Origin of the sequence: Streptomyces sp. SAI-170 (genome assembly GCF_049739565.1) — a bacterium.
In the GTDB taxonomy this organism is placed as follows: domain Bacteria; phylum Actinomycetota; class Actinomycetes; order Streptomycetales; family Streptomycetaceae; genus Streptomyces.
This window is the reverse complement of record NZ_JBMGQD010000001.1, coordinates 1,720,128-1,738,156: the sequence shown is the minus strand read 5'-3', so window position 1 is coordinate 1,738,156 and position 18,029 is coordinate 1,720,128. Positions and strand designations below refer to the sequence as shown.

The 18,029-nt window shown below is 72.9% G+C and carries 21 protein-coding genes; 18 read left to right on the top strand and 3 right to left on the bottom strand.

Translation table 11 applies throughout. The annotated features are described in order from the left end of the window. Nucleotides 1-117 precede the first annotated feature (117 nt). The 3 genes from RKD23_RS07990 to RKD23_RS07980 all read left to right on the top strand — a co-directional run bounded on the left by RKD23_RS07990 (nt 118) and on the right by RKD23_RS07980 (nt 3,757). A complete protein-coding gene (locus RKD23_RS07990) occupies nt 118-2,058 on the top strand; it encodes a DUF5107 domain-containing protein (protein WP_424853024.1) in 1,941 nt (646 codons plus the stop codon). A gap of 130 nt (nt 2,059-2,188) precedes the next feature. Then, nucleotides 2,189-2,713, top strand: a complete 525-nt coding sequence (locus RKD23_RS07985; protein ID WP_424853023.1) for a phage holin family protein — start codon at nt 2,189-2,191, stop codon at nt 2,711-2,713. Nucleotides 2,714-2,719: 6 nt separating this feature from the next. Then, nucleotides 2,720-3,757: an SDR family oxidoreductase gene (locus RKD23_RS07980; RefSeq protein WP_424853022.1), complete on the top strand. Its 1,038-nt coding sequence runs from the start codon at nt 2,720-2,722 to the stop codon at nt 3,755-3,757. 19 nt (nt 3,758-3,776) lie between these two features. On the opposite strand, the gene RKD23_RS07975 is transcribed toward RKD23_RS07980, so the two are convergent. Next, nucleotides 3,777-4,733: an LLM class F420-dependent oxidoreductase gene (locus RKD23_RS07975; RefSeq protein WP_424853021.1), complete on the bottom strand. Its 957-nt coding sequence runs from the start codon at nt 4,731-4,733 to the stop codon at nt 3,777-3,779. A gap of 159 nt (nt 4,734-4,892) precedes the next feature. On the opposite strand from RKD23_RS07975, the gene RKD23_RS07970 reads away from it, so the two are divergent. Genes RKD23_RS07970 through RKD23_RS07910 form a run of 13 tightly spaced genes read left to right on the top strand, consistent with a single transcriptional unit; the run spans nt 4,893 to nt 14,422 of the window. Next, on the top strand, nt 4,893-6,410 hold the full coding sequence (locus tag RKD23_RS07970) for an NAD(P)/FAD-dependent oxidoreductase (RefSeq protein WP_424853020.1): 1,518 nt from the start codon (nt 4,893-4,895) through the stop codon (nt 6,408-6,410). Further along, complete coding sequence (locus RKD23_RS07965) at nt 6,407-8,254, top strand: transketolase (RefSeq protein ID WP_424853019.1); 1,848 nt, start codon at nt 6,407-6,409, stop codon at nt 8,252-8,254. Before RKD23_RS07970 ends, RKD23_RS07965 begins: the two co-directional genes overlap by 4 nt. Continuing rightward, nucleotides 8,251-9,186: a non-homologous end-joining DNA ligase gene (gene ligD / locus RKD23_RS07960; protein ID WP_424853018.1), complete on the top strand. Its 936-nt coding sequence runs from the start codon at nt 8,251-8,253 to the stop codon at nt 9,184-9,186. Before RKD23_RS07965 ends, ligD begins: the two co-directional genes overlap by 4 nt. Nucleotides 9,187-9,246: 60 nt before the next feature. After that, complete coding sequence (locus RKD23_RS07955) at nt 9,247-9,573, top strand: gas vesicle protein (protein ID WP_424853017.1); 327 nt, start codon at nt 9,247-9,249, stop codon at nt 9,571-9,573. A gap of 57 nt (nt 9,574-9,630) precedes the next feature. After that, complete coding sequence (locus tag RKD23_RS07950) at nt 9,631-10,056, top strand: gas vesicle structural protein GvpA (protein WP_404032332.1); 426 nt, start codon at nt 9,631-9,633, stop codon at nt 10,054-10,056. Continuing rightward, on the top strand, nt 10,053-10,823 hold the full coding sequence (locus RKD23_RS07945; protein WP_424853016.1) for a GvpL/GvpF family gas vesicle protein: 771 nt from the start codon (nt 10,053-10,055) through the stop codon (nt 10,821-10,823). The genes RKD23_RS07950 and RKD23_RS07945 overlap by 4 nt, the downstream gene beginning before the upstream one ends. Nucleotides 10,824-10,826: 3 nt before the next feature. After that, complete coding sequence (locus tag RKD23_RS07940) at nt 10,827-11,075, top strand: gas vesicle protein GvpG (RefSeq protein WP_424853015.1); 249 nt, start codon at nt 10,827-10,829, stop codon at nt 11,073-11,075. A 13-nt stretch (nt 11,076-11,088) separates the two neighbouring features. Then, complete coding sequence (locus tag RKD23_RS07935) at nt 11,089-11,709, top strand: DNA primase (RefSeq protein WP_424853014.1); 621 nt, start codon at nt 11,089-11,091, stop codon at nt 11,707-11,709. Then, entirely contained in the window at nt 11,706-12,809 is a 1,104-nt protein-coding gene (locus RKD23_RS07930; RefSeq protein WP_424853013.1) for an SRPBCC family protein, read from the top strand. Before RKD23_RS07935 ends, RKD23_RS07930 begins: the two co-directional genes overlap by 4 nt. Further along, complete coding sequence (locus RKD23_RS07925) at nt 12,806-13,132, top strand: gas vesicle protein (RefSeq protein WP_404032317.1); 327 nt, start codon at nt 12,806-12,808, stop codon at nt 13,130-13,132. The genes RKD23_RS07930 and RKD23_RS07925 overlap by 4 nt, the downstream gene beginning before the upstream one ends. After that, nucleotides 13,129-13,956: a GvpL/GvpF family gas vesicle protein gene (locus RKD23_RS07920; RefSeq protein ID WP_424853012.1), complete on the top strand. Its 828-nt coding sequence runs from the start codon at nt 13,129-13,131 to the stop codon at nt 13,954-13,956. The genes RKD23_RS07925 and RKD23_RS07920 overlap by 4 nt, the downstream gene beginning before the upstream one ends. Next, nucleotides 13,953-14,141: a gas vesicle protein gene (locus tag RKD23_RS07915; protein ID WP_404032311.1), complete on the top strand. Its 189-nt coding sequence runs from the start codon at nt 13,953-13,955 to the stop codon at nt 14,139-14,141. The genes RKD23_RS07920 and RKD23_RS07915 overlap by 4 nt, the downstream gene beginning before the upstream one ends. A 17-nt stretch (nt 14,142-14,158) precedes the next feature. Beyond that, entirely contained in the window at nt 14,159-14,422 is a 264-nt protein-coding gene (locus tag RKD23_RS07910) for a gas vesicle protein K (protein WP_404033679.1), read from the top strand. Nucleotides 14,423-14,433: 11 nt separating this feature from the next. On the opposite strand, the gene RKD23_RS07905 is transcribed toward RKD23_RS07910, so the two are convergent. Both RKD23_RS07905 and RKD23_RS07900 read right to left on the bottom strand, forming a co-directional pair. Further along, nucleotides 14,434-14,604, bottom strand: coding sequence for a hydrophobic protein (locus RKD23_RS07905; protein ID WP_404032309.1), 171 nt, complete (start codon nt 14,602-14,604; stop codon nt 14,434-14,436). Between the two features lie 43 nt (nt 14,605-14,647). Next, on the bottom strand, nt 14,648-15,469 hold the full coding sequence (locus tag RKD23_RS07900; RefSeq protein ID WP_424853011.1) for a methyltransferase domain-containing protein: 822 nt from the start codon (nt 15,467-15,469) through the stop codon (nt 14,648-14,650). 155 nt (nt 15,470-15,624) lie between these two features. Between RKD23_RS07900 and RKD23_RS07895 the strand changes: the two genes are divergently transcribed. After that, nucleotides 15,625-16,293 (top strand): histidine phosphatase family protein, encoded by a 669-nt coding sequence (locus tag RKD23_RS07895; protein WP_424853010.1) that lies wholly within the window; start codon nt 15,625-15,627, stop codon nt 16,291-16,293. Between the two features lie 76 nt (nt 16,294-16,369). Next, nucleotides 16,370-17,989, top strand: a complete 1,620-nt coding sequence (locus tag RKD23_RS07890) for an ABC-F family ATP-binding cassette domain-containing protein (protein WP_424853009.1) — start codon at nt 16,370-16,372, stop codon at nt 17,987-17,989. The last annotated feature ends 40 nt before the right edge of the window (nt 17,990-18,029 follow it).

The following is an 18,029-nucleotide window of genomic DNA, read 5'->3' as shown; positions in this document are numbered from 1 at the left end:
TGCGGACCGGCCGACTGTACGTCGCCGGGAGGGAGGTCCACGCGGAATATTCGGGGCGGCTCTTTGCCCAATCCTGACCGGCAGGTCCCCTGGTCGGCCGTCCGGCCGCCGGGTTCCATGGAGATCGTGACGACGATCCGACGCGCCGTAGTGACGCTGCCCGCCGCCGAGTTGGGACCGGACAACCCGTTGCCCCCGCTGCGGCCCCTGGACGAGGTCCACCGCATCGACGAACGCGACAAGGCGGGCCTGCCCCGGGACATGGCCCGCCAGGTCGGCCACGAACCGCTGCGCAGCCTGCTGCCGCTGCGCGTCCGGGACGGCTACGACCGGCAGCGCGCACCGCGCGAGATCGACGCGCTCGTGCTGGAGAACGACCGCCTGGAGGTCACGGTCCTGCCCGCACTGGGCGGCCGGATCTCCTCCCTGCGGCACAAGCCGACGGACCGTCAACTCCTCTACGTCAACCCGGTGTTCCAGCCCGCCGACTTCGCGCTCAACGGCGCCTGGTACTCCGGCGGCATCGAGTGGAACATCGGCGCCACCGGCCACACCACCCTGTCCTGCGCACCCCTGCACGCCGCCCGCGTCCCCGCCCCCGACGGAGGGGAGATGCTGCGCCTGTGGGAGTGGGAGCGGCTGCGCGACCTGCCCTTCCAGGTCGACCTCTGGCTCCCCGACGGCTCCGACTTCCTCTACGCCGGCATCCGTGTCCGCAACCCGCACCAGCGGCCGCGGCCCACCTACTGGTGGTCCAACATCGCGGTGCCCGAGGAGCGCAGGGTGCTCGTCCCGGCCGACGAGGCCTGGCACTTCGGCTACGAACGCCGCCTGCGCAAGGTGCCTGTCCCCGCCTACGACGGTGTGGATCGCACCTACCCGCTGAACAGCGACTACGCCGCCGACTGGTTCTACGACGTCCCCGACGGGCGGCGCCGCTGGATCGCGGCCCTGGACGCCGACGGGCACGGTCTTGTGCAGACCTCGACCGACGTCCTGCGCGGCAGGAAGCTCTTCGTGTGGGGCTCCGGCACCGGCGGGCGGCGCTGGCAGGAGTGGCTCACCGAACCCGGCACCGGCGGGTACTGCGAGATCCAGGCCGGGCTCGCCCGCACCCAGCTGGAGCACGTCCGGCTGGAGGCGGAGAGCGAGGTGAGCTGGCTGGAGGCGTACGGGCCGCTGGACACGGATGCCGACGGCGACTGGCCGGCCGTCCTGGACGCGGCCGAGGCCCGGCTGGAGGCCGTGCTGCCGCGCGCGGACGTCGAGGCCGCGTATGCCGCATGGCGGGCCTGCGCCGACGCCGAGCCCGGCGAGACGCTGTCCACCGGCTCGGGGTGGGGTGCGCTGGAGGTGCTGCGCGCGGGGTGGAAGCTGCCGGGCACGCCCTTCGCGGAGTCCACCCTCGGTGACGCACAGGCGCCCTGGCTGGAGCTCCTGCGCTCCGGCTCCTTCCCCGAGCCGGGCCCGGTCGGCGTACCCGGTGAGACCCTGGTCGCCCCGCCCTGGCGCGACCTGCTGGAGACCGCCCCTGCCACGCCGCTCGCCGAGTACCACCTCGGCATCGCCCAGTGGCACGCCGGCGACCGGGCGCAGGCCGTGCGCAGCTGGGAGCGGTCCCTGCCGGGCGCTGCCGTGCGGTGGCCCTCGCTGCGGTGCCTCGCCGTGGCCGACATGGAGTCCGGCCACCTGGCACGCGCCGCCGACCGCTACGCCGAGGCCTTCGCCGATCTGCCGGGCGGCTCCACCGCGACCGCCGCACTGGGGCGTGAAGCCATCGCCGCACTGCTCGCCGTCGGGCGGGTGCCGGAGGCGCGGGGCGTCTGGGAGCGGCTGGACGAAGCGACCCGCAGCCGGGGCCGCTTCCGCCTCATCGAAGCGACCCTGCTCCTGGCGGAGGGCCGGTCGCAGGAAGCGCGCGGGATCTTCGAGTCCGGCTTCGAGGTGCCCGACCTCAGGGAGGGCGCGACGGACATCGACCGACTCTGGTCCCGCCTCACCGACGACCCACTCCCGGCGAGGTACGACTTCCGCATGCGCCCGGCACCGACCGAGTGACGACCAACCGCTGCTGAGGCCCCCAGGGGCGCGGGGAACTGCGCGCCCAGCCACAGACAGCCGGCAGACGTGTGACGACCCCGATGGGCACACGGCGTTACGCACTCGGGACCGCGGGTACCCGACCCGCATGGACCGCTTGGATCACCTGGAGCATCTGGACAAGGCACTGGTCGACGAGCTCGCGCAGGTGGCGCGGGAGACCGTGCGGGACGAGCTGCGCCGGCAGACGAGGGGACAGCGGCGCAAGGCGATGCTGTACGCGGCGTCGGGCGCCATGGCCCTGTACGCGGGCGCGGCGCTGGCCCTCACCGTAGGGCTGGCCCTGGCCGCAGGACTCCCCGACTGGGCCGCCGCGCTGATCACCGCGTTGATCCTCGGCGCCCTCGCCTACGCCCTGCGCGCCGCCGCGAAGCCTTCGGCTTCGCGGTCCACGCACGTGCACGGCGCCACCGCCCCGCTCGGCCCGCCCGGCGGCCTCGCCGGCCCGAGCGGCTACCCGCCGGTCCCGCCCGTCGCACCGGGCGGCGCGGGCGCGGCGACGGGCGCGGCGACGGGCGGACCCGGCGCGGGCACCCCGGCCCCCGGACCGGGCGACGCACCCGCCCCGAGGCCGGACGACATCGACCCCGAGACCCCGCACCACAGGGCGTGAGCGCTGGTGCGCGGGCGCGGTAAGGCCGTCGTCGTCACCGGGGCCGGCGGCGGAGTCGGACGCGCCACGGCCGTGGCCTTCGCCGCGCGCGGCGACCGGGTCGCGCTGCTGGGCCGCGGCCGAGAGGGGCTCGCCGGGGCCGCCGACGACGTGCAGCGCGCCGGCGGCGAGGCACTCGTGGTCAGCGTCGACATGGCCGACGCCAAGGCCGTCGAGGACGCCGCCCAGCAGGTCGCCGACGCGTTCGGCGGCATCGACGTATGGGTCAACAACGCGTTCGCGGGAGTCTTCGCGCCCTTCACCGAGATCACGCCCGACGAGTTCCGCCGGGTCACCGAAGTGACGTACCTGGGCTATGTGTTCGGCACCCGGGCGGCCCTGCGGCACATGCTGCCCCGCGACCGCGGCACGATCGTGCAGGTAGGCTCCGCGCTCGCCTACCGGGGCGTGCCGCTGCAGTCGGCGTACTGCGGTGCCAAGCACGCGATCCAGGGCTTCAACGAGTCGCTGCGCTGCGAACTGCTGCGGGACGGCAGCCGGGTGCGCACCACGATGGTGCAGCTCCCGGCCGTGAACACCCCGCAGTTCGAGTGGGTGCTCAACCGGATGCCGGGACGGCCCCGCCCGGTCGCGCCCGTCTATCAGCCCGAGGTGGCCGCGCGGGCGATCGTGCACGCCGCCGCGCACCCACGGCGGCGCGAGTACTGGATCGGCGCCTCCACCGCGGCCGCGCTGCTCGGCAACGCGGTCGCCCCGGGGCTGCTGGACCGCTATCTGGCCCGCACCGGGTACGACAGCCAGCAGGAGCCGCGGCAGCCGGGGGAGGAGCCCGGCGGGGCCGGCAACCTGTGGGCCCCGGCCGACGGCCCGCACGGGCACGACCACGGCGCGCACGGCCGCTTCGACGCCGAGTCCCGCGACGGCGACCCGCAGGAGTGGCTCTCACGCAACCGGAACCGCCTGGGCGCAGGTCTCCTCGTGGCCGGCGCCCTCGGCGCGATGGGTGCGCTGGCGGCCAGGCGGCCGGGGAACGGCCCCCGCTGAAACCCGCCGATCAGGCCGATCAGGCAGGCAGCTGCGGCAGCACCTTCGTACGGTAGAAGTCGAAGAACCCGCGCTGGTCGGGGCCGATCTGGTTGACCAGGATGCGGTCGAAGCCGGCCTCGGCGAAGGCGGCGAGCGCCTTGATGTGATCGTCGGGGTCGTCCCCGCAGACCGTGCCGTCCCGCACCATGTCCTCGGTGATCAGCGGCTCCAGCTGCTCGAAGTGCTTGGGGGAGGGCAGGATCTGGCCCATCTCGCCCGGCAGCAGCTGGTTGGCCCACAGTCGGCGCACCGTCCTCACCGCCTCGTCGCGGTCGGGGCCGTAGCAGACCTTCGTACCGCCCATGACCGGCTTCGCGCCGCCGCCGCCCTTGCGGAACTGCTCCACCAGCTCCGCGTCCGGCATCATCGTGATGAAGCCGTCGCCCACCCGGGCCGCCAGCGAGGTCGCCTTCGGGCCGAACCCGGAGACGTCGATCGGCACCGGCTCCTCGGGCACCGTGTACAGGCGGGCGTTCTCCACCGTGTAGTGGACGCCGCCGTGGTTGACCTCCTCGCCGGTGAACAGCTTGCGCATGACCTGGATCGCCTCCTCCAGCATCTCCATGCGGACATGCGCGGGCGGCCAGGGATCGCCCAGGATGTGCTCGTTGAGCGCCTCGCCGGTGCCGACGCCCAGCCGGAAGCGGCCGTTCGTCATCACCGCGCAGGTCGCGGCGGCCTGCGCCACCACCGCCGGATGGATACGGACGGTGGGGCAGGTGACCGCAGTCTCCACCGGCAGCGACACGGCTTCCGAGATCGCGCCGATCACCGACCAGACGAACGGGCTCTGGCCCTGCGCGTCGTTCCACGGGTGGAAGTGGTCGGAGATCCACAGCGACGTGAAACCGGCCTGCTCGGCCATCCGCGCCTGCTCCACGAGATCCGCGGGGCCGAATTCCTCCGAGGCCAGGAAGTAGCCGTACTCGGGCATGGGGGGTACCTCCGCGAGGGGCGGTTCGGGACCCGCACCGAGTACCCGGGAGCCCCCGCGGAAACCGGCCCGGTCCGGCCGCCCCGGGTTTGGCCGCCCTGGCCGGGGGGACGCGGAAGGCCTCGTACGAGCACATACGCCACCGCCGGAGGCGAGATCGTGACCCGACCCCGCATCGTGATCGTCGGCGCCGGGTTCGCCGGGTACCGCACGGCGCGCACCCTGTCGGGCCTGACCCGGCAGCAGGCCGACATCACCCTGCTGAACCCGACGGACTACTTTCTGTATCTGCCGCTGCTGCCGCAGGTGGCCGCCGGAATCCTGGAGCCACGCCGTGTCACGGTGTCCCTGTCCGGCACGCTGCCCCGGGTGCGGCTCGTCCTCGGCGAGGCCGACGGCATCGACCTCGACGCGCGTACCGTGCACTACCGCGACCCCGAGGGCGGCGGCGGGACCCTGGAGTACGACCGGCTGGTGCTGGCCGCGGGCAGCGTCAACAAGCTGCTGCCCATCCCCGGGGTCGCCGAGCACGCGCACGGCTTCCGCGGCCTGCCCGAGGCCCTCTATCTGCGCGACCACGTGACCCGCCAGGTCGAGCTGGCCGCCTCCGCCGACGACCCCGCGCGCTGCCGGGCCCGCTGCACCTTCGTGGTCGTCGGCGCGGGCTACACCGGCACCGAAGTCGCCGCGCACGGGCAGCTGTTCACCGACGCGCAGGTCCGCAAGCACCCGCTGCGCTCGGGCATGCGGCCGCGCTGGATGCTGCTGGACGTCGCCGACCGGGTCCTGCCCGAACTGGACCAGCGGCTCTCGCGCACCGCCGACCAGGTGCTGCGCAAGCGGGGCGTCGACGTGCGCATGGGCACCTCCGTGAAGGAGGCCACGCCCGAGGGAGTGCTGCTCACCGACGGGGAGTTCGTCGACACCCGCACCCTCGTGTGGTGCGTCGGCGTACGGCCCGACCCGCTCGCCGAGTCGCTCGGACTGCCCCTGGAACGCGGCCGGCTGCTCGTCGACCCGCGGCTGGGGGTGCCCGGCAGGCCGGAGGTGTTCGCCTGCGGGGACGCGGCCGCCGTACCGGATCTGGACCGGCCGGGGCAGTACACGCCGATGACCGCGCAGCACGCCTGGCGGCAGGGCAAGGTCTGCGGCCGCAACGTGGCCGCGTCCCTCGGCTGGGGCGAGTCCGCCGTCTACCGGCATCGCGAACTGGGCTTCGCCGTCGACCTGGGCGGGGCGCAGGCCGCCGCCGACCCGTTCGGGCTGCCGCTGTCCGGGCCGCTCGCCGGTCTGGTCACCCGCGGCTACCACCTCGCCGCCATGCCCGGCAACCGCGTCCGCGTCGCCGCCGACTGGCTGCTGGACGCCGTACTGCCGCGCCAGGCCGTGCAGTTGGGCCTCGTCCGTTCCTGGTCCGTGCCGCTGGACACGGCCGCGCCGGAGCTGGCCCGGGTGGCCGGGCGGCCCGAGCCGGCGGCCGCGGCGGCCGCCGGGTCCGAGGCCGCGGCCGACGACCGTCACCACGAACCACCCGGTCCCGTACGACGCGAGGACCTTCCGGGCGAAGACTCCGACACGCCGGACGGGCCCGACCCCTCCCGGCGTCTCGGGGAGCTTCCGCGACCCGGCGACGAGGAATCCGAGAAGCCCGACGAACCCGACCAAGGAGCGCGATGAACTCCCGCGAATTCGCCGACCTCGCCCGCCAGTTGCGCGTGGACAGCGTGCGCGCCGCCGCAGCCGCGGGCAGTGGGCACCCGACGTCGTCGATGTCCGCCGCGGACCTGATGGCCGTACTGCTCGCGGGCCATCTGCGCTACGACTTCGACCGTCCCGCCCACCCGGCCAACGACCGCTTCGTCCTCTCCAAGGGCCACGCCTCCCCGCTGATGTACGCGGCGGCCAAGGCGGCCGGTGCCGTCGACGACGAGGAACTGCTGACCTTCCGCAAGCAGGGCAGCCGACTCGAAGGCCACCCCACCCCGCGCAAGCTGCCCTGGGTGGAGACGGCCACCGGCTCGCTCGGCCAGGGCCTGCCCGTAGGCGTCGGCATCGCGCTGGCCGGCAAACGCCTGGACCGCACCGGATACCGGGTGTGGGTGCTGTGCGGCGACAGCGAACTCGCCGAGGGCTCGGTGTGGGAGGCCGCCGAGCACGCCTCCTTCGAGCACCTGGACAACCTCACCGCGATCATCGACGTCAACCGCCTCGGCCAGCGCGGCCCCACCCGCCACGGCCACGACCTGGACGCCTACGCCCGCCGCTTCCAGGCCTTCGGCTGGCACACCGTGGAGATCGACGGCCATGACGTCGACGCCATCGACCGCGCCTACGGGGAGGCCGTCTCCACCCTCGGCCAGCCCACCGCGATCCTCGCCCGCACCCTGAAGGGCAAGGGCGTCGAGGACGTCGAGGACCGCGAGGGCCTGCACGGCAAGCCGCTGCCCGACGCCGAGCGGGCCGTCGCCGAGCTCGGCGGCACTTCCGACCTGACCGTCCAGGTGGCCGAACCGCCCGCCGCGCGCGCCCTGCACGCCGTCCACACCGGGCCCTACGAGCCGCCGAGCTGGCCGAAGGGTGAGGAGGTGCCCACCCGGGACGCGTACGGCAAGGCCCTCGCCGCGCTGGGCAGCGGGCGCGGTGACGTCGTGGCCCTGGACGGCGAGGTGAGCGACTCCACGCGCGCCGAGTTCTTCGCCAAGGAACACCCCGACCGGTTCTTCGAGTGCTACATCGCCGAGCAGCAGATGGTCGCCGCCGCGGTCGGACTCGCGTCCCGCGGCTGGGTCCCGTACGCCTCCACCTTCGCCGCCTTCCTCACCCGCGCCTACGACTTCGTCCGCATGGCGTCCATCAGCGGCGCGGGCATCAACCTCGTCGGCTCGCACGCGGGTGTCTCCATCGGCCAGGACGGGCCCTCGCAGATGGGCCTGGAGGACCTGGCGATGTTCCGGGCCGTGCACGACTCGACCGTGCTGTACCCGTGCGACGCCAACCAGACCGCGCGCCTCGTCGCGACCATGGCCAGGCTGGACGGCGTCCGCTATCTGCGCACCTCGCGCGGTGCCACGCCGGTGATCTACGGCCCCGACGACGAGTTCCCCGTCGGCGGCTCCAAGGTGCTGCGCTCCTCCTCGCACGACCGGGTCACGCTGGTCGCGGCGGGCGTGACCGTGCACGAGGCGCTCGCCGCCGCCGACCTGCTGGCGCGCGAGGACATCGCCGTGCGTGTGATCGACCTGTACTCGGTCAAGCCGGTCGACCGGTTCACCCTGCGGCAGGCCGCCGAGGACACCGGCTGTCTGGTCACGATCGAGGACCACCACCCCGAGGGCGGCCTCGGCGACGCCGTCGTCGACGCCTTCCTGGACGGGCGCCCCATGCCCCGCCTGGTCCGGCTCGGCGTGCGGACCATGCCCGGCTCGGCCACCCCCGAGGAGCAGCTGCACGCCGCGGGCATCGACGCCGAGTCGGTCGCCGCCGGCGTACGGCTGCTGGTGGAGCAGGCGGTCGTGCCGTGAGCGGCGACGACGTACGACGGATCAGGGCCGGCCGCCGCACCGTCGAGGTGCGGCGGCCCGGCAAGGTGCTCTTCCCCGGCGACGGCGACGCCAAGGAGTACACCAAGGGCGACCTCGCCGACTACCACCGGGCCGTCGCGCCGTTCATGCTGCCGCATCTGCGCGGCCGCCCGCTGATGCTGGAGCGCCGGCCCGACGGCGTCGACGGCCCGAGCTTCATGCAGAAGAACACCCCCGAGCACTACCCGGACTGGATCACCCGGTTCGAGGTGCCCAAGGAGGGCGGCACGGTCTGCCACACCGTATGCGAGGACTCCGCCACCCTGCTCTACCTCACCGACCAGGCCTGTCTCACCCTGCACCGCTGGCTGTCGCGCACCGGCGGCATCGACCGGCCCGACCGGATGGTGTTCGACCTCGACCCCGCGGGGGACGACTTCGAGCAGGTCCGCGAGGCCGCCGGGCTGCTCGGCGAGGTCCTCGACGAACTCCGGCTGCCCTCGGCGCCGATGACCACCGGCTCGCGCGGACTGCATGTGGTCGTGCCCCTGAACGGCCGTCATGACTTCGACGAGGTACGGGAGTTCGCCCGGGACGTCGCCGAGCTGCTCGTCGCGGCCCACCCCGGCCGGCTGACCACCGCCGCCCGCAAGAAGGACCGCGGCGACCGTCTCTACCTCGACATCCAGCGCAACGCCTACGCCCAGACCGCGGTCGTGCCCTTCACCGTACGCCCCCTGCCCGGCGCGCCCGTCGCCACGCCCGTCACCTGGGAGCAGGTCGCCGATCCCGGCCTCACCGCCCGCCGTTGGAGCATCGAGGACGCCCTGGAGCAGGCCCGTACGAACCCCTGGTCGGGCGTCATGAACCGGCCCAGGTCCCTCGGCCCGGCCCGGCGCCGACTGGACGCGCTGCGCGGCCGACCGACGTGAAAGGCCCGCCTGCCGGGGTTTGGCCAAGGCTCTGCGGGCCACTCGCCGTGCGAGGCATCCATGACTGAGAAGACGAACGAGAAGTCGAACGAGAAGACGGGCGGGGCGGGCGAACGACCCACCCCGATGGAAGTGTTGCGCGCGGCGCTGGACCAGCTCGCCGAACTCACCGGCATGACCGCCGAGTCCGTGTCGTCCTTCGAACAGAGGGAGGACGGCTGGACGTTGGAGGTCGAGGTCCTGGAACTGGAACGCGTCCCCGACACGATGAGCCTGCTGGCGAGCTACCAGGTCGAACTCGACGCGGACGGACAGCTCACCGGCTACCGGCGCGTCCGCCGCTACGAGCGCGGCCGCTCCGACGCCCGCAGGGCCGGCGGCCGTTAGGCCCGTGTCCCGCCCGTATCGCGCAACAGCCGAGTGTGACAAGGAGGAACGACCGGCATGACCGTCGTCCCGGCACAACAGACCGGAGGGTCGGGAGGCTCGAGTGGCCTCTACGACGTGCTGGAACTCGTACTGGACAGGGGGCTCGTCATCGACGCCTTCGTGCGGGTCTCCCTGGTCGGTATCGAGATCCTGAAGATCGACGTCCGAGTCGTCGTCGCCAGCGTCGACACCTATCTGCGCTTCGCCGAGGCCTGCAACCGCCTCGACCTGGAGTCCGGCCCCAACAAGAGCCCCGGGCTGCCCGAGGTGGTCGGTGAGATCACCGAGTCGGGTGCCCGCGGCAAGTCCAAGGGCGCCCTGTCCGGCGCCGCCGAGACCATCTCCGGCGCCTTCCGGCAGGCCCGCGAAGAGGGCCAGGAGACGGAGAGCAAGCCGCGCGCCCGCCGCAGCACCACACGCCGGAAGGAGGAGCAGGAGTGAGCACCTACGTTTACGGCATCGTCGCCGCGACCCACCCGGCGCTGCCCGACGGCCTCAAGGGCGTCGGCGACCCGCCAGGACCGGTCCGCCTGCTGCCGGCCGGTGAGCTGGCGGCGGTCGTCGGCGAGGCGCCCGAGGGGCTGCGGCCCAAGCGCCGCGACCTGATCGCACACCAGGCGGTGCTGGGCGAGGCGGGCGCCGAGGGTTGTGTGCTGCCGATGCGGTTCGGCAGCGTCGCCCCCGACGACGACACGGTGACCACGGTGCTCACCGAACGCGCCGACCACTACCGCGAGCGGCTCCAGGCCCTCGACGGCCGGGTCGAGTACAACGTCAAGGCCTCCCACGTCGAGGAGGCCGTGCTGCACAAGGTGATGTCCGCCGACCCCGACATCCGGGCCCTGGCGGAGGCCAACCGCAGGTCCGGCGGCGGCAGCTACGAGGACAAGCTTCGGCTCGGCGAGATGGTCGCGGGTGCCGTGCGCGCCCAGGAGGCAGAGGACGCCGCCCGCGTCCAGGAACTGCTGGACTCCGCGGCCGAGGCGACCAGCGCCGGACCCGAGTCCAGCGGCTGGCTGGTCAACATCTCGTTCCTGGTGCACCGCGACGCGGCCGGCAAGTTCCTCGACACGATCGAGGACGCCCGCAGGAACCTTCCGCACCTCGAACTGCGCGTCAACGGCCCGCTGCCTCCGTACAGCTTCGTCGATCCCGGCCCGGCCGAGTCGGCGCACACGGGCATCACGAGCGCACAGCCGGTGGAGTAGGCCATGGGACTGATCACGGAGGTGCTGCTGCTGCCGTTCGCGCCGGTGCGCGGCAGCGCCTGGGTGATCGAACAGGTGCTGCACGAGGCCGAGCGGCTCTACTACGACCCCGCCGCCGTCCGGGCCGAGCTCGCGCGGCTGGAGGAGCAGCTGGAGGCGGGCGAGATCGACGAGGCGGAGTTCGACCGCAGGGAGGACGAGCTCCTCGACCGGCTGGAGAGAGACTCGCACCGAGGCGGCGCCGCACAGTGAGAGGACGGACACGATGAACAGAGCGGGACTCGGCCTCGCCGTAGGGGCCGGATATCTACTGGGGCGGACCAAGAAGCTCAAGATGGCCATCGCCGTCGGCACGTTCGTGGCGGGCCGGCGCATGAACGTCGGCCCCCGGGCGATCGCCGACCTCGTCTCCGGGCAGCTGCGGAACAACCCGCAGTTCAAGGAGCTCGGGGACCAGCTCCGCGGGGATCTGCGCGGAGTGGGGAAGGCGGCGTCCTCGGCCATGATCGAGCGGCAGCTCGACACCCTCGCCGGGCGGCTGCACGACCGTACCGCCGAGACCCGCGACCGGCTGGCCGGGGTGGTCCCCGGCGCGGACGGATCCGAGAACGACGAGGAGGAACCCGCGGCCCGGGGTACCCGGTCGCACGAGGACCAGGAGCCGGAGGAGACAGCGGAGGCGAGCGACAAGCGGGATGCGGAGGAACCCGCCGCGTCCGAGTCGTCCGGCAGCGGGTCCCGTGCCCGGAAGTCCACCGCGCCGGCCAAGAAGGCGGGCGCTCGCAAGACCGCCGCCAAGAAGACCTCCCGGGGAGCCAAGGCGGCCGGATCGGCCGCGAAGACGGCCTCCGGCGCCCGGCGGCCGAAAGGAGGCGGTGACCGATGACCGCCACAGCCCGATCAGCGGCCTCCAAGGCGACCGACGCCGCGGGCGGCAGCCCGCTCTCGGAGCTGGCCCACAGCCCCGCCGCCGACCGGCTCAAGGCCGAGGCGCAGGAATACCTCGCCGCCCAGGCCGAGCGGCTCCTGGCGGGCCTCGGCCGCAAGCTCGGTGAGACCACCGTCCGGCTCAACGACATCGCGGAGGGCAACAGCCCCGGCTTCGCCAAGCTCGCCCTCGACGGCGGGCGCAAGCTCTCCGAGGGCAAGAGCCCGCTGCGTGCCGCCCTCGAGGTCGGCGCGAGCCGGGCCAAGGACAGCGTGACCGGCGCGGTCAAGAACGCCCTGGGCGGCAAGAAGGGCCGCAAGGGCGGTGCCGGCAACAAGCCGACGGTCATCATGGAGTACGTCGATGTCGCGGTTCCGCTGCGCACCGCGTACGACCAGTGGACCCGCTTCCAGGACTTCAGCACGTTCGCCAAGGGCGTCAAGAGCGCGCAGCGCGCCGACGACACCTCGTCCGACTGGCAGGTCAAGGTCTTCTGGTCCAACCGCAGCTGGAAGGCGCGCACGCTGGAGCAGGTGCCCGACGACCGCATCGCGTGGACCTCGGAGGGCGCCAAGGGCTCGGTGAAGGGCGTCGTCTCCTTCCGCGAGCTCACCGAGGACCTCACACGCGTCCTGCTGGTCATCGAGTACTACCCCAAGGGCCTGTTCGAGAAGACCGGCAACATCTGGCGGGCCCAGGGCCGCAGAGCCAGGCTCGACCTGAAGAACTACGCCCGCTACGTCACGCTGCGCGGCGAGGCGGACGAGGGCTGGCGCGGCGAGATCCGCGACGGAGAGGTCGTCCGCAGCCATGAGGAGGCCGTCCAGGACGCCGAGGACGCGGACGCCGACGAGGCGGACGAGGAGTACGAGCCGGACGAGGAGTACGAGCCTGACGAGGCTGACGAGGCGGACGAGGACGACTACGACGACCGGGACGCGGTCGCCGAGGACGAGGACGAGTACGACGCCGAAGCCGAGTACGAGGACGAGGAGGAGGACGAGCCGGAGGAAGAGCCGGAGCCCGAGCCCGAGCCCCGCCGTCGGAGCCGCCGATGAGTACACCGAGCCGACTGCCTCAGGCCTACGGCGGTGACGGCGGGTCCAATCTCGCCGACATCCTGGAGCGGGTGCTGGACAAGGGCGTGGTCATCGCGGGCGACATCCGCATCAACCTGCTCGACATCGAGCTGCTCACCATCAAGCTGCGGCTCGTCGTCGCCTCCGTCGACAAGGCCCGGGAGATGGGCATCGACTGGTGGGAGGACGACCCGGCGTTGTCCTCACGCGCCCGGCGCAGCGAACTCGCCCGGGAGAACGCCGAGTTGCGCGAGCGTCTTGCGCAACTCGAGGCCGGCGAAGTGCAGGAGGAGGCCTCATGACCGGACTGCGCTATGTCTACGCCGTCTGCCGGCCCTTCGCGTCCGCCCTCCAGGCCCAGTTGACGGGCGTGGCGGGAGTACCGCCCCAGCAGCTGACGCACCACGGCCTGATCGCCGTGGTGAGTACGGTGCCCGAGGCGGACTTCTCCGAGGAGGCGCTGCGCGAGCATCTGGAGGACCTGGACTGGCTCACCGCGACCGCCCGCGCCCACCAGGGCGTGATCGACGCGCTCACGGCCGTCACCACGCCGTTGCCGCTCCGGCTCGGCACGGTCTTCCGTGACAGCAGCGGCGTACGCGTGATGATCGAGGAGCACGAGGAGGCCTTCCGGCGCACCCTCGACCGGCTGGAGGGCCGGGTCGAATGGGGCGTGAAGGTGTACATGGAGCCCTCGGAGGAATCCGCGGAGCCCGCGCGCCCGGCGGCCCGGCCCACGAGCGGCCGTGACTATCTGCGGCAGCGGCGCAGGCAGTCGCACAGCGCGGAGGAGTCCTGGCGGCGGGCGGAGGAATTCGCCACCGGCCTGCACCGGACGCTCGCCTCTTTCGCGGAGGACTCCCGGCTGCACGCCCCGCAGAATCCGGCGCTTTCCGGGGAGGCGGGGCGGAATGTGCTCAACGCGGCCTATCTCGTTTCCCGTGCCGCGTCCGAGGAATTCGTGGAACTGGTCGACCGTACGAAGGACCAGGCGAGCGGAATGCGAGTGGAACTCACCGGGCCGTGGGCCGCCTATTCGTTCACCGGCGACATGGGATTCACCGAGAACGCGGGGTCGTCCCAGGACACGGTGGGGTCCTCGCAGGACTCAGGGGAGGAGCGGTGACCGTCATCGAACGCCGGGAGGTCGCCCTCGTGGACCTGCTCGACCGGCTGCTGGCCGGCGGGGTCGTCGTCACCGGGGACCTCACGCTGCGGATCGCCGACGTCGACCTCGTCCGCATCGACCTGAACGCCCTGATCAGCTCGGTCGGCCCGCAGTTGCCGGCCCCCTGGGAGGAGAGTACGTGAGCGAGCCCCGCCGCCGGATGGAGCTCGACCCGGACACTGTCGAGAGGGACCTCGTCAAGCTGGTCCTGACCGTCGTCGAGCTGCTGCGCCAGCTCATGGAGCGGCAGGCGCTGCGCCGCGTCGACGCGGGCGACCTGAGCGAGGAGCAGGAGGAGCGCATCGGCCTCACCCTGATGCTGCTGGACGACCGCATGACCGAGCTGCGCGAGCGCTACGGACTGCGGCCCGAGGACCTGAATCTGGACCTCGGGCCGCTCGGGCCGTTGTTGCCCCGAAAGTGATCGGGGGTCTCTCACCACCTGTACCAGCGACCCCTGCCGCCCCCGGCGGTCGTACCGCGGAGCAGGAATCCCAGCAGCCACAGAATCAGCACGGCCAGTGCGATCCACCACAGCAGTTTCACGGCGAATCCGGCGCCGAACAGGATGAGCACCAGAAGCAGCACCAGCAGGATGGGAACCATGATGTGAACCTCCTGGCACACCGTGTATCCCGAATTCGGAGTTTCAGCCGTCTTTCCGGCACAGAATCTCGCCGTGCAGGACGCTGAACCAGCCGTCCTCCCGCCGGCCCCACTCCCGCCAGGCCTCCGAGACCGCCCTAAGCTCCTCGGCCGTCGCGTGGCCGCCCTCGGTGGCGCGGTCCGCGTAGGACGAGGCCACCGTGCGGTCGGCCCACAGGCCGCTCCACCAGGCCCGCTCCTCGGGTGTGGAGAAGGTCCAGGTGGCGGAGGTGGCGGTGATGTCCGTCAGGCCCGCCCGCAGGGCCCACGCCTTCAGGCGCCGCCCGGCGTCCGGCTCGCCGCCGTTGGCCCGGGCCACCCGCTGGTACAGGTCCTGCCAGGCGTCCAGGCCCGGTGAGGCCGGGTACCAGGTCATCGCCGCGTAGTCGGAGTCGCGGACGGCGATGAAGCCGCCCGGCTTCGTCACGCGCTTCATCTCGCGCAGCGCCTGCACCGGGTCGCCCACGTGCTGGAGCACCTGGTGGGCGTGGACCACGCAGAAGGTGTCGTCGGGGAAGTCCAGGGCGTGGACGTCGGCGACGGCGAAGTCGGTGTTGGCCAGGCCGCGTTCGGCGGCGGTCGCGCGGGCCGTCCCGACGATCTCCGGCGCCCGGTCGACGCCGGTGACATGCCCGTCCGGGACCAGCGCGGCCAGGTCCGCGGTGATGGTGCCGGGGCCGCAGCCGATGTCCAGGATCCGCATGTGGGGCTTGAGCGAACCCAGCAGATACGCCGCGGAGTTGGCGGCGGTGCGCCAGCTGTGCGAACGCAGTACCGACTCGTGGTGTCCGTGCGTGTAGACCGCGGTCTCCCGTGCCTGCGACATGAGTCTCCCCCTTCTCGTCCGGCCCGCCCCGGGCTGCCGGAGCGGCTGATGCCACCGTATGCCGTCCAACCGCATACTGAGACCCGCGTTTTGACATGTGGACTGACGGTAAGTCAGCTCGGGTTGCCGGGACTTGGCCCGAGTACGCTGAAGCGGTGCGCCTGCTACTCGTTCGCCACGGCCAGACCGTCGCCAACCTCGACTACCTGCTCGACACCGCTTTCCCGGGCACGGATCTGACCGAGCTGGGCGAGCGGCAGGCCGCCCTGCTGCCGCAGACCCTGGCCGACGAGGACATCGCGGCCGTCTACGCCTCCCCGCTGACCCGCACCCGGCGCACCGCCGCCCCGCTGGCCGCCGCGCGCGGGCTCGACGTTCTGGTCCGCGACGGGCTGCGCGAGGTGTTCGCCGGCGACCTGGAGATGCTGCCCGGCGGGTCGGAGGAGGGGCAGCGGTATCTGCGGACCGTGGTCGCCTGGATGAACGGCGACACCGGGCTGCGCATGCCGGGCGGGGACACCGGGGACGAGGTCCTCGCGCGCTACGACGCCGTGATCGCCGAGGCCGCCGCCGGCGGCGCGGGCACCGTCGCCATGGTCAGCCACGGCGCCGTGATCCGCCTCTGGACGGCCTGCCGCGCCGCCAACGTCGACGTCCCCTTCGCCACCACCCACGGCCTGGACAACACGGGCGTGGTCGTCCTGGAGGGCTCCCCGGCCGACGGCTGGAAGGCCCTGACCTGGGCGGGCGCCATGGTGGAGGCGGTCGGCCCGGGCACGGAGGGCGGCCCCACGGGCAGGCCGCTGGACGAGACCTCACCGTGAGACGGCGCCGCTGTCCCACCGCCGGGTCCGATAACGGTTTGCCCGGGTGTGCGGCGCGCCCGCACAATGCCTGACCATGGGACATCTGGAAGCCGCGCACCTCGAGTACCACCTCCCCGACGGGAGGACGCTGCTCGGCGATGTGTCCTTCCGGGTGGGTGAGGGCGCGGTCGTCGCCCTCGTCGGACCCAACGGGGCGGGCAAGACGACCCTGCTGCGGCTGATCTCCGGCGAGCTCAAGCCGCACGGCGGCACCGTCACCGTGAGCGGCGGGCTCGGGGTGATGCGCCAGTTCGTGGGCTCGGTGCGCGACGAGACCACCGTGCGCGACCTGCTCGTCTCCGTGGCGACGCCGCGCATCCGGGAGGCGGCTAAGGCCGTCGACGCCGCCGAGCACGCTCTCATGACCGTCGACGACGAGGCCGCCCAGCTGGCCTACGCGCAGGCCCTCTCCGACTGGGCGGAGGCGCGCGGCTACGAGGCGGAGACGCTGTGGGACATGTGCACCACGGCCGCGCTCGGAGTGCCGTACGACAAGGCGCAGTGGCGGCTGGTGCGGACGCTGTCCGGCGGTGAGCAGAAGCGGCTCGTCCTGGAGGCGCTGCTGCGCGGCACCGACGAGGTGCTGCTGCTCGACGAGCCGGACAACTACCTCGATGTGCCCGGCAAGCGCTGGCTGGAGGAGCGCCTGAAGGAGACCCGCAAGACGGTCCTCTTCGTCTCCCACGACCGTGAACTGCTCGCCCGTGCCGCCGAGAAGATCGTCTCCGTGGAGCCCGGCCCGGCCGGCGCCGACGCCTGGGTGCACGGCGGCGGCTTCGCGACCTACCACGAGGCCCGCCGCGAACGCTTCGCGCGTTTCGAGGAGTTGCGCCGCCGCTGGGACGAGAAGCACGCCCAGCTGAAGAAGCTGGTGCTCAACCTCCGCCAGGCGGCCGCCGTCAGCCACGAGATGGCCTCGCGCTACGCCGCCGCGCAGACCCGGCTGCGCAAGTTCGAGGAGGCCGGACCGCCGCCGGAGCCGCCGCGCGAGCAGGACATCACCATGCGGCTCAAGGGCGGCCGCACCGGCGTACGCGCCGTCACCTGCGCCGGCCTCGAACTCACCGGCCTGATGCAGCCGTTCGACCTGGAGGTCTTCTACGGCGAACGCGTCGCGGTCCTCGGCTCCAACGGCTCCGGCAAGTCGCACTTCCTGCGGCTGCTGGCCGGCGAGGACGTGGCGCACACGGGGGAGTGGAAGCTCGGCGCACGCGTCGTGCCCGGCCACTTCGCGCAGACCCACGCGCACCCGGAGCTCCAGCGCCGCACCCTGCTGGACATCCTGTGGAAGGACCACGCCCAGGACCGGGGCGCGGCCATGTCCCGGCTGCGGCGCTACGAGCTGACCAACCAGGCCGAGCAGACCTTCGACCGGCTCTCCGGCGGCCAGCAGGCCCGGTTCCAGATCCTGCTGCTGGAGCTCCAGGGCGTGACCGCGCTGCTCCTCGACGAGCCCACCGACAACCTCGACCTGGAGTCCGCCGAGGCCCTCCAGGAAGGCCTGGAGGCCTTCGAGGGCACGGTCCTCGCGGTCACCCACGACCGCTGGTTCGCCCGCTCCTTCGACCGCTACCTGGTCTTCGGCAGCGACGGCCGGGTCCGGGAGACCCCGGAGCCGGTGTGGGACGAACGGCGGGTGGAGCGGGCCCGGTAACCCCGGCCCGCCCCGCCGCTCAGGACCGGCGCGCCCGCCC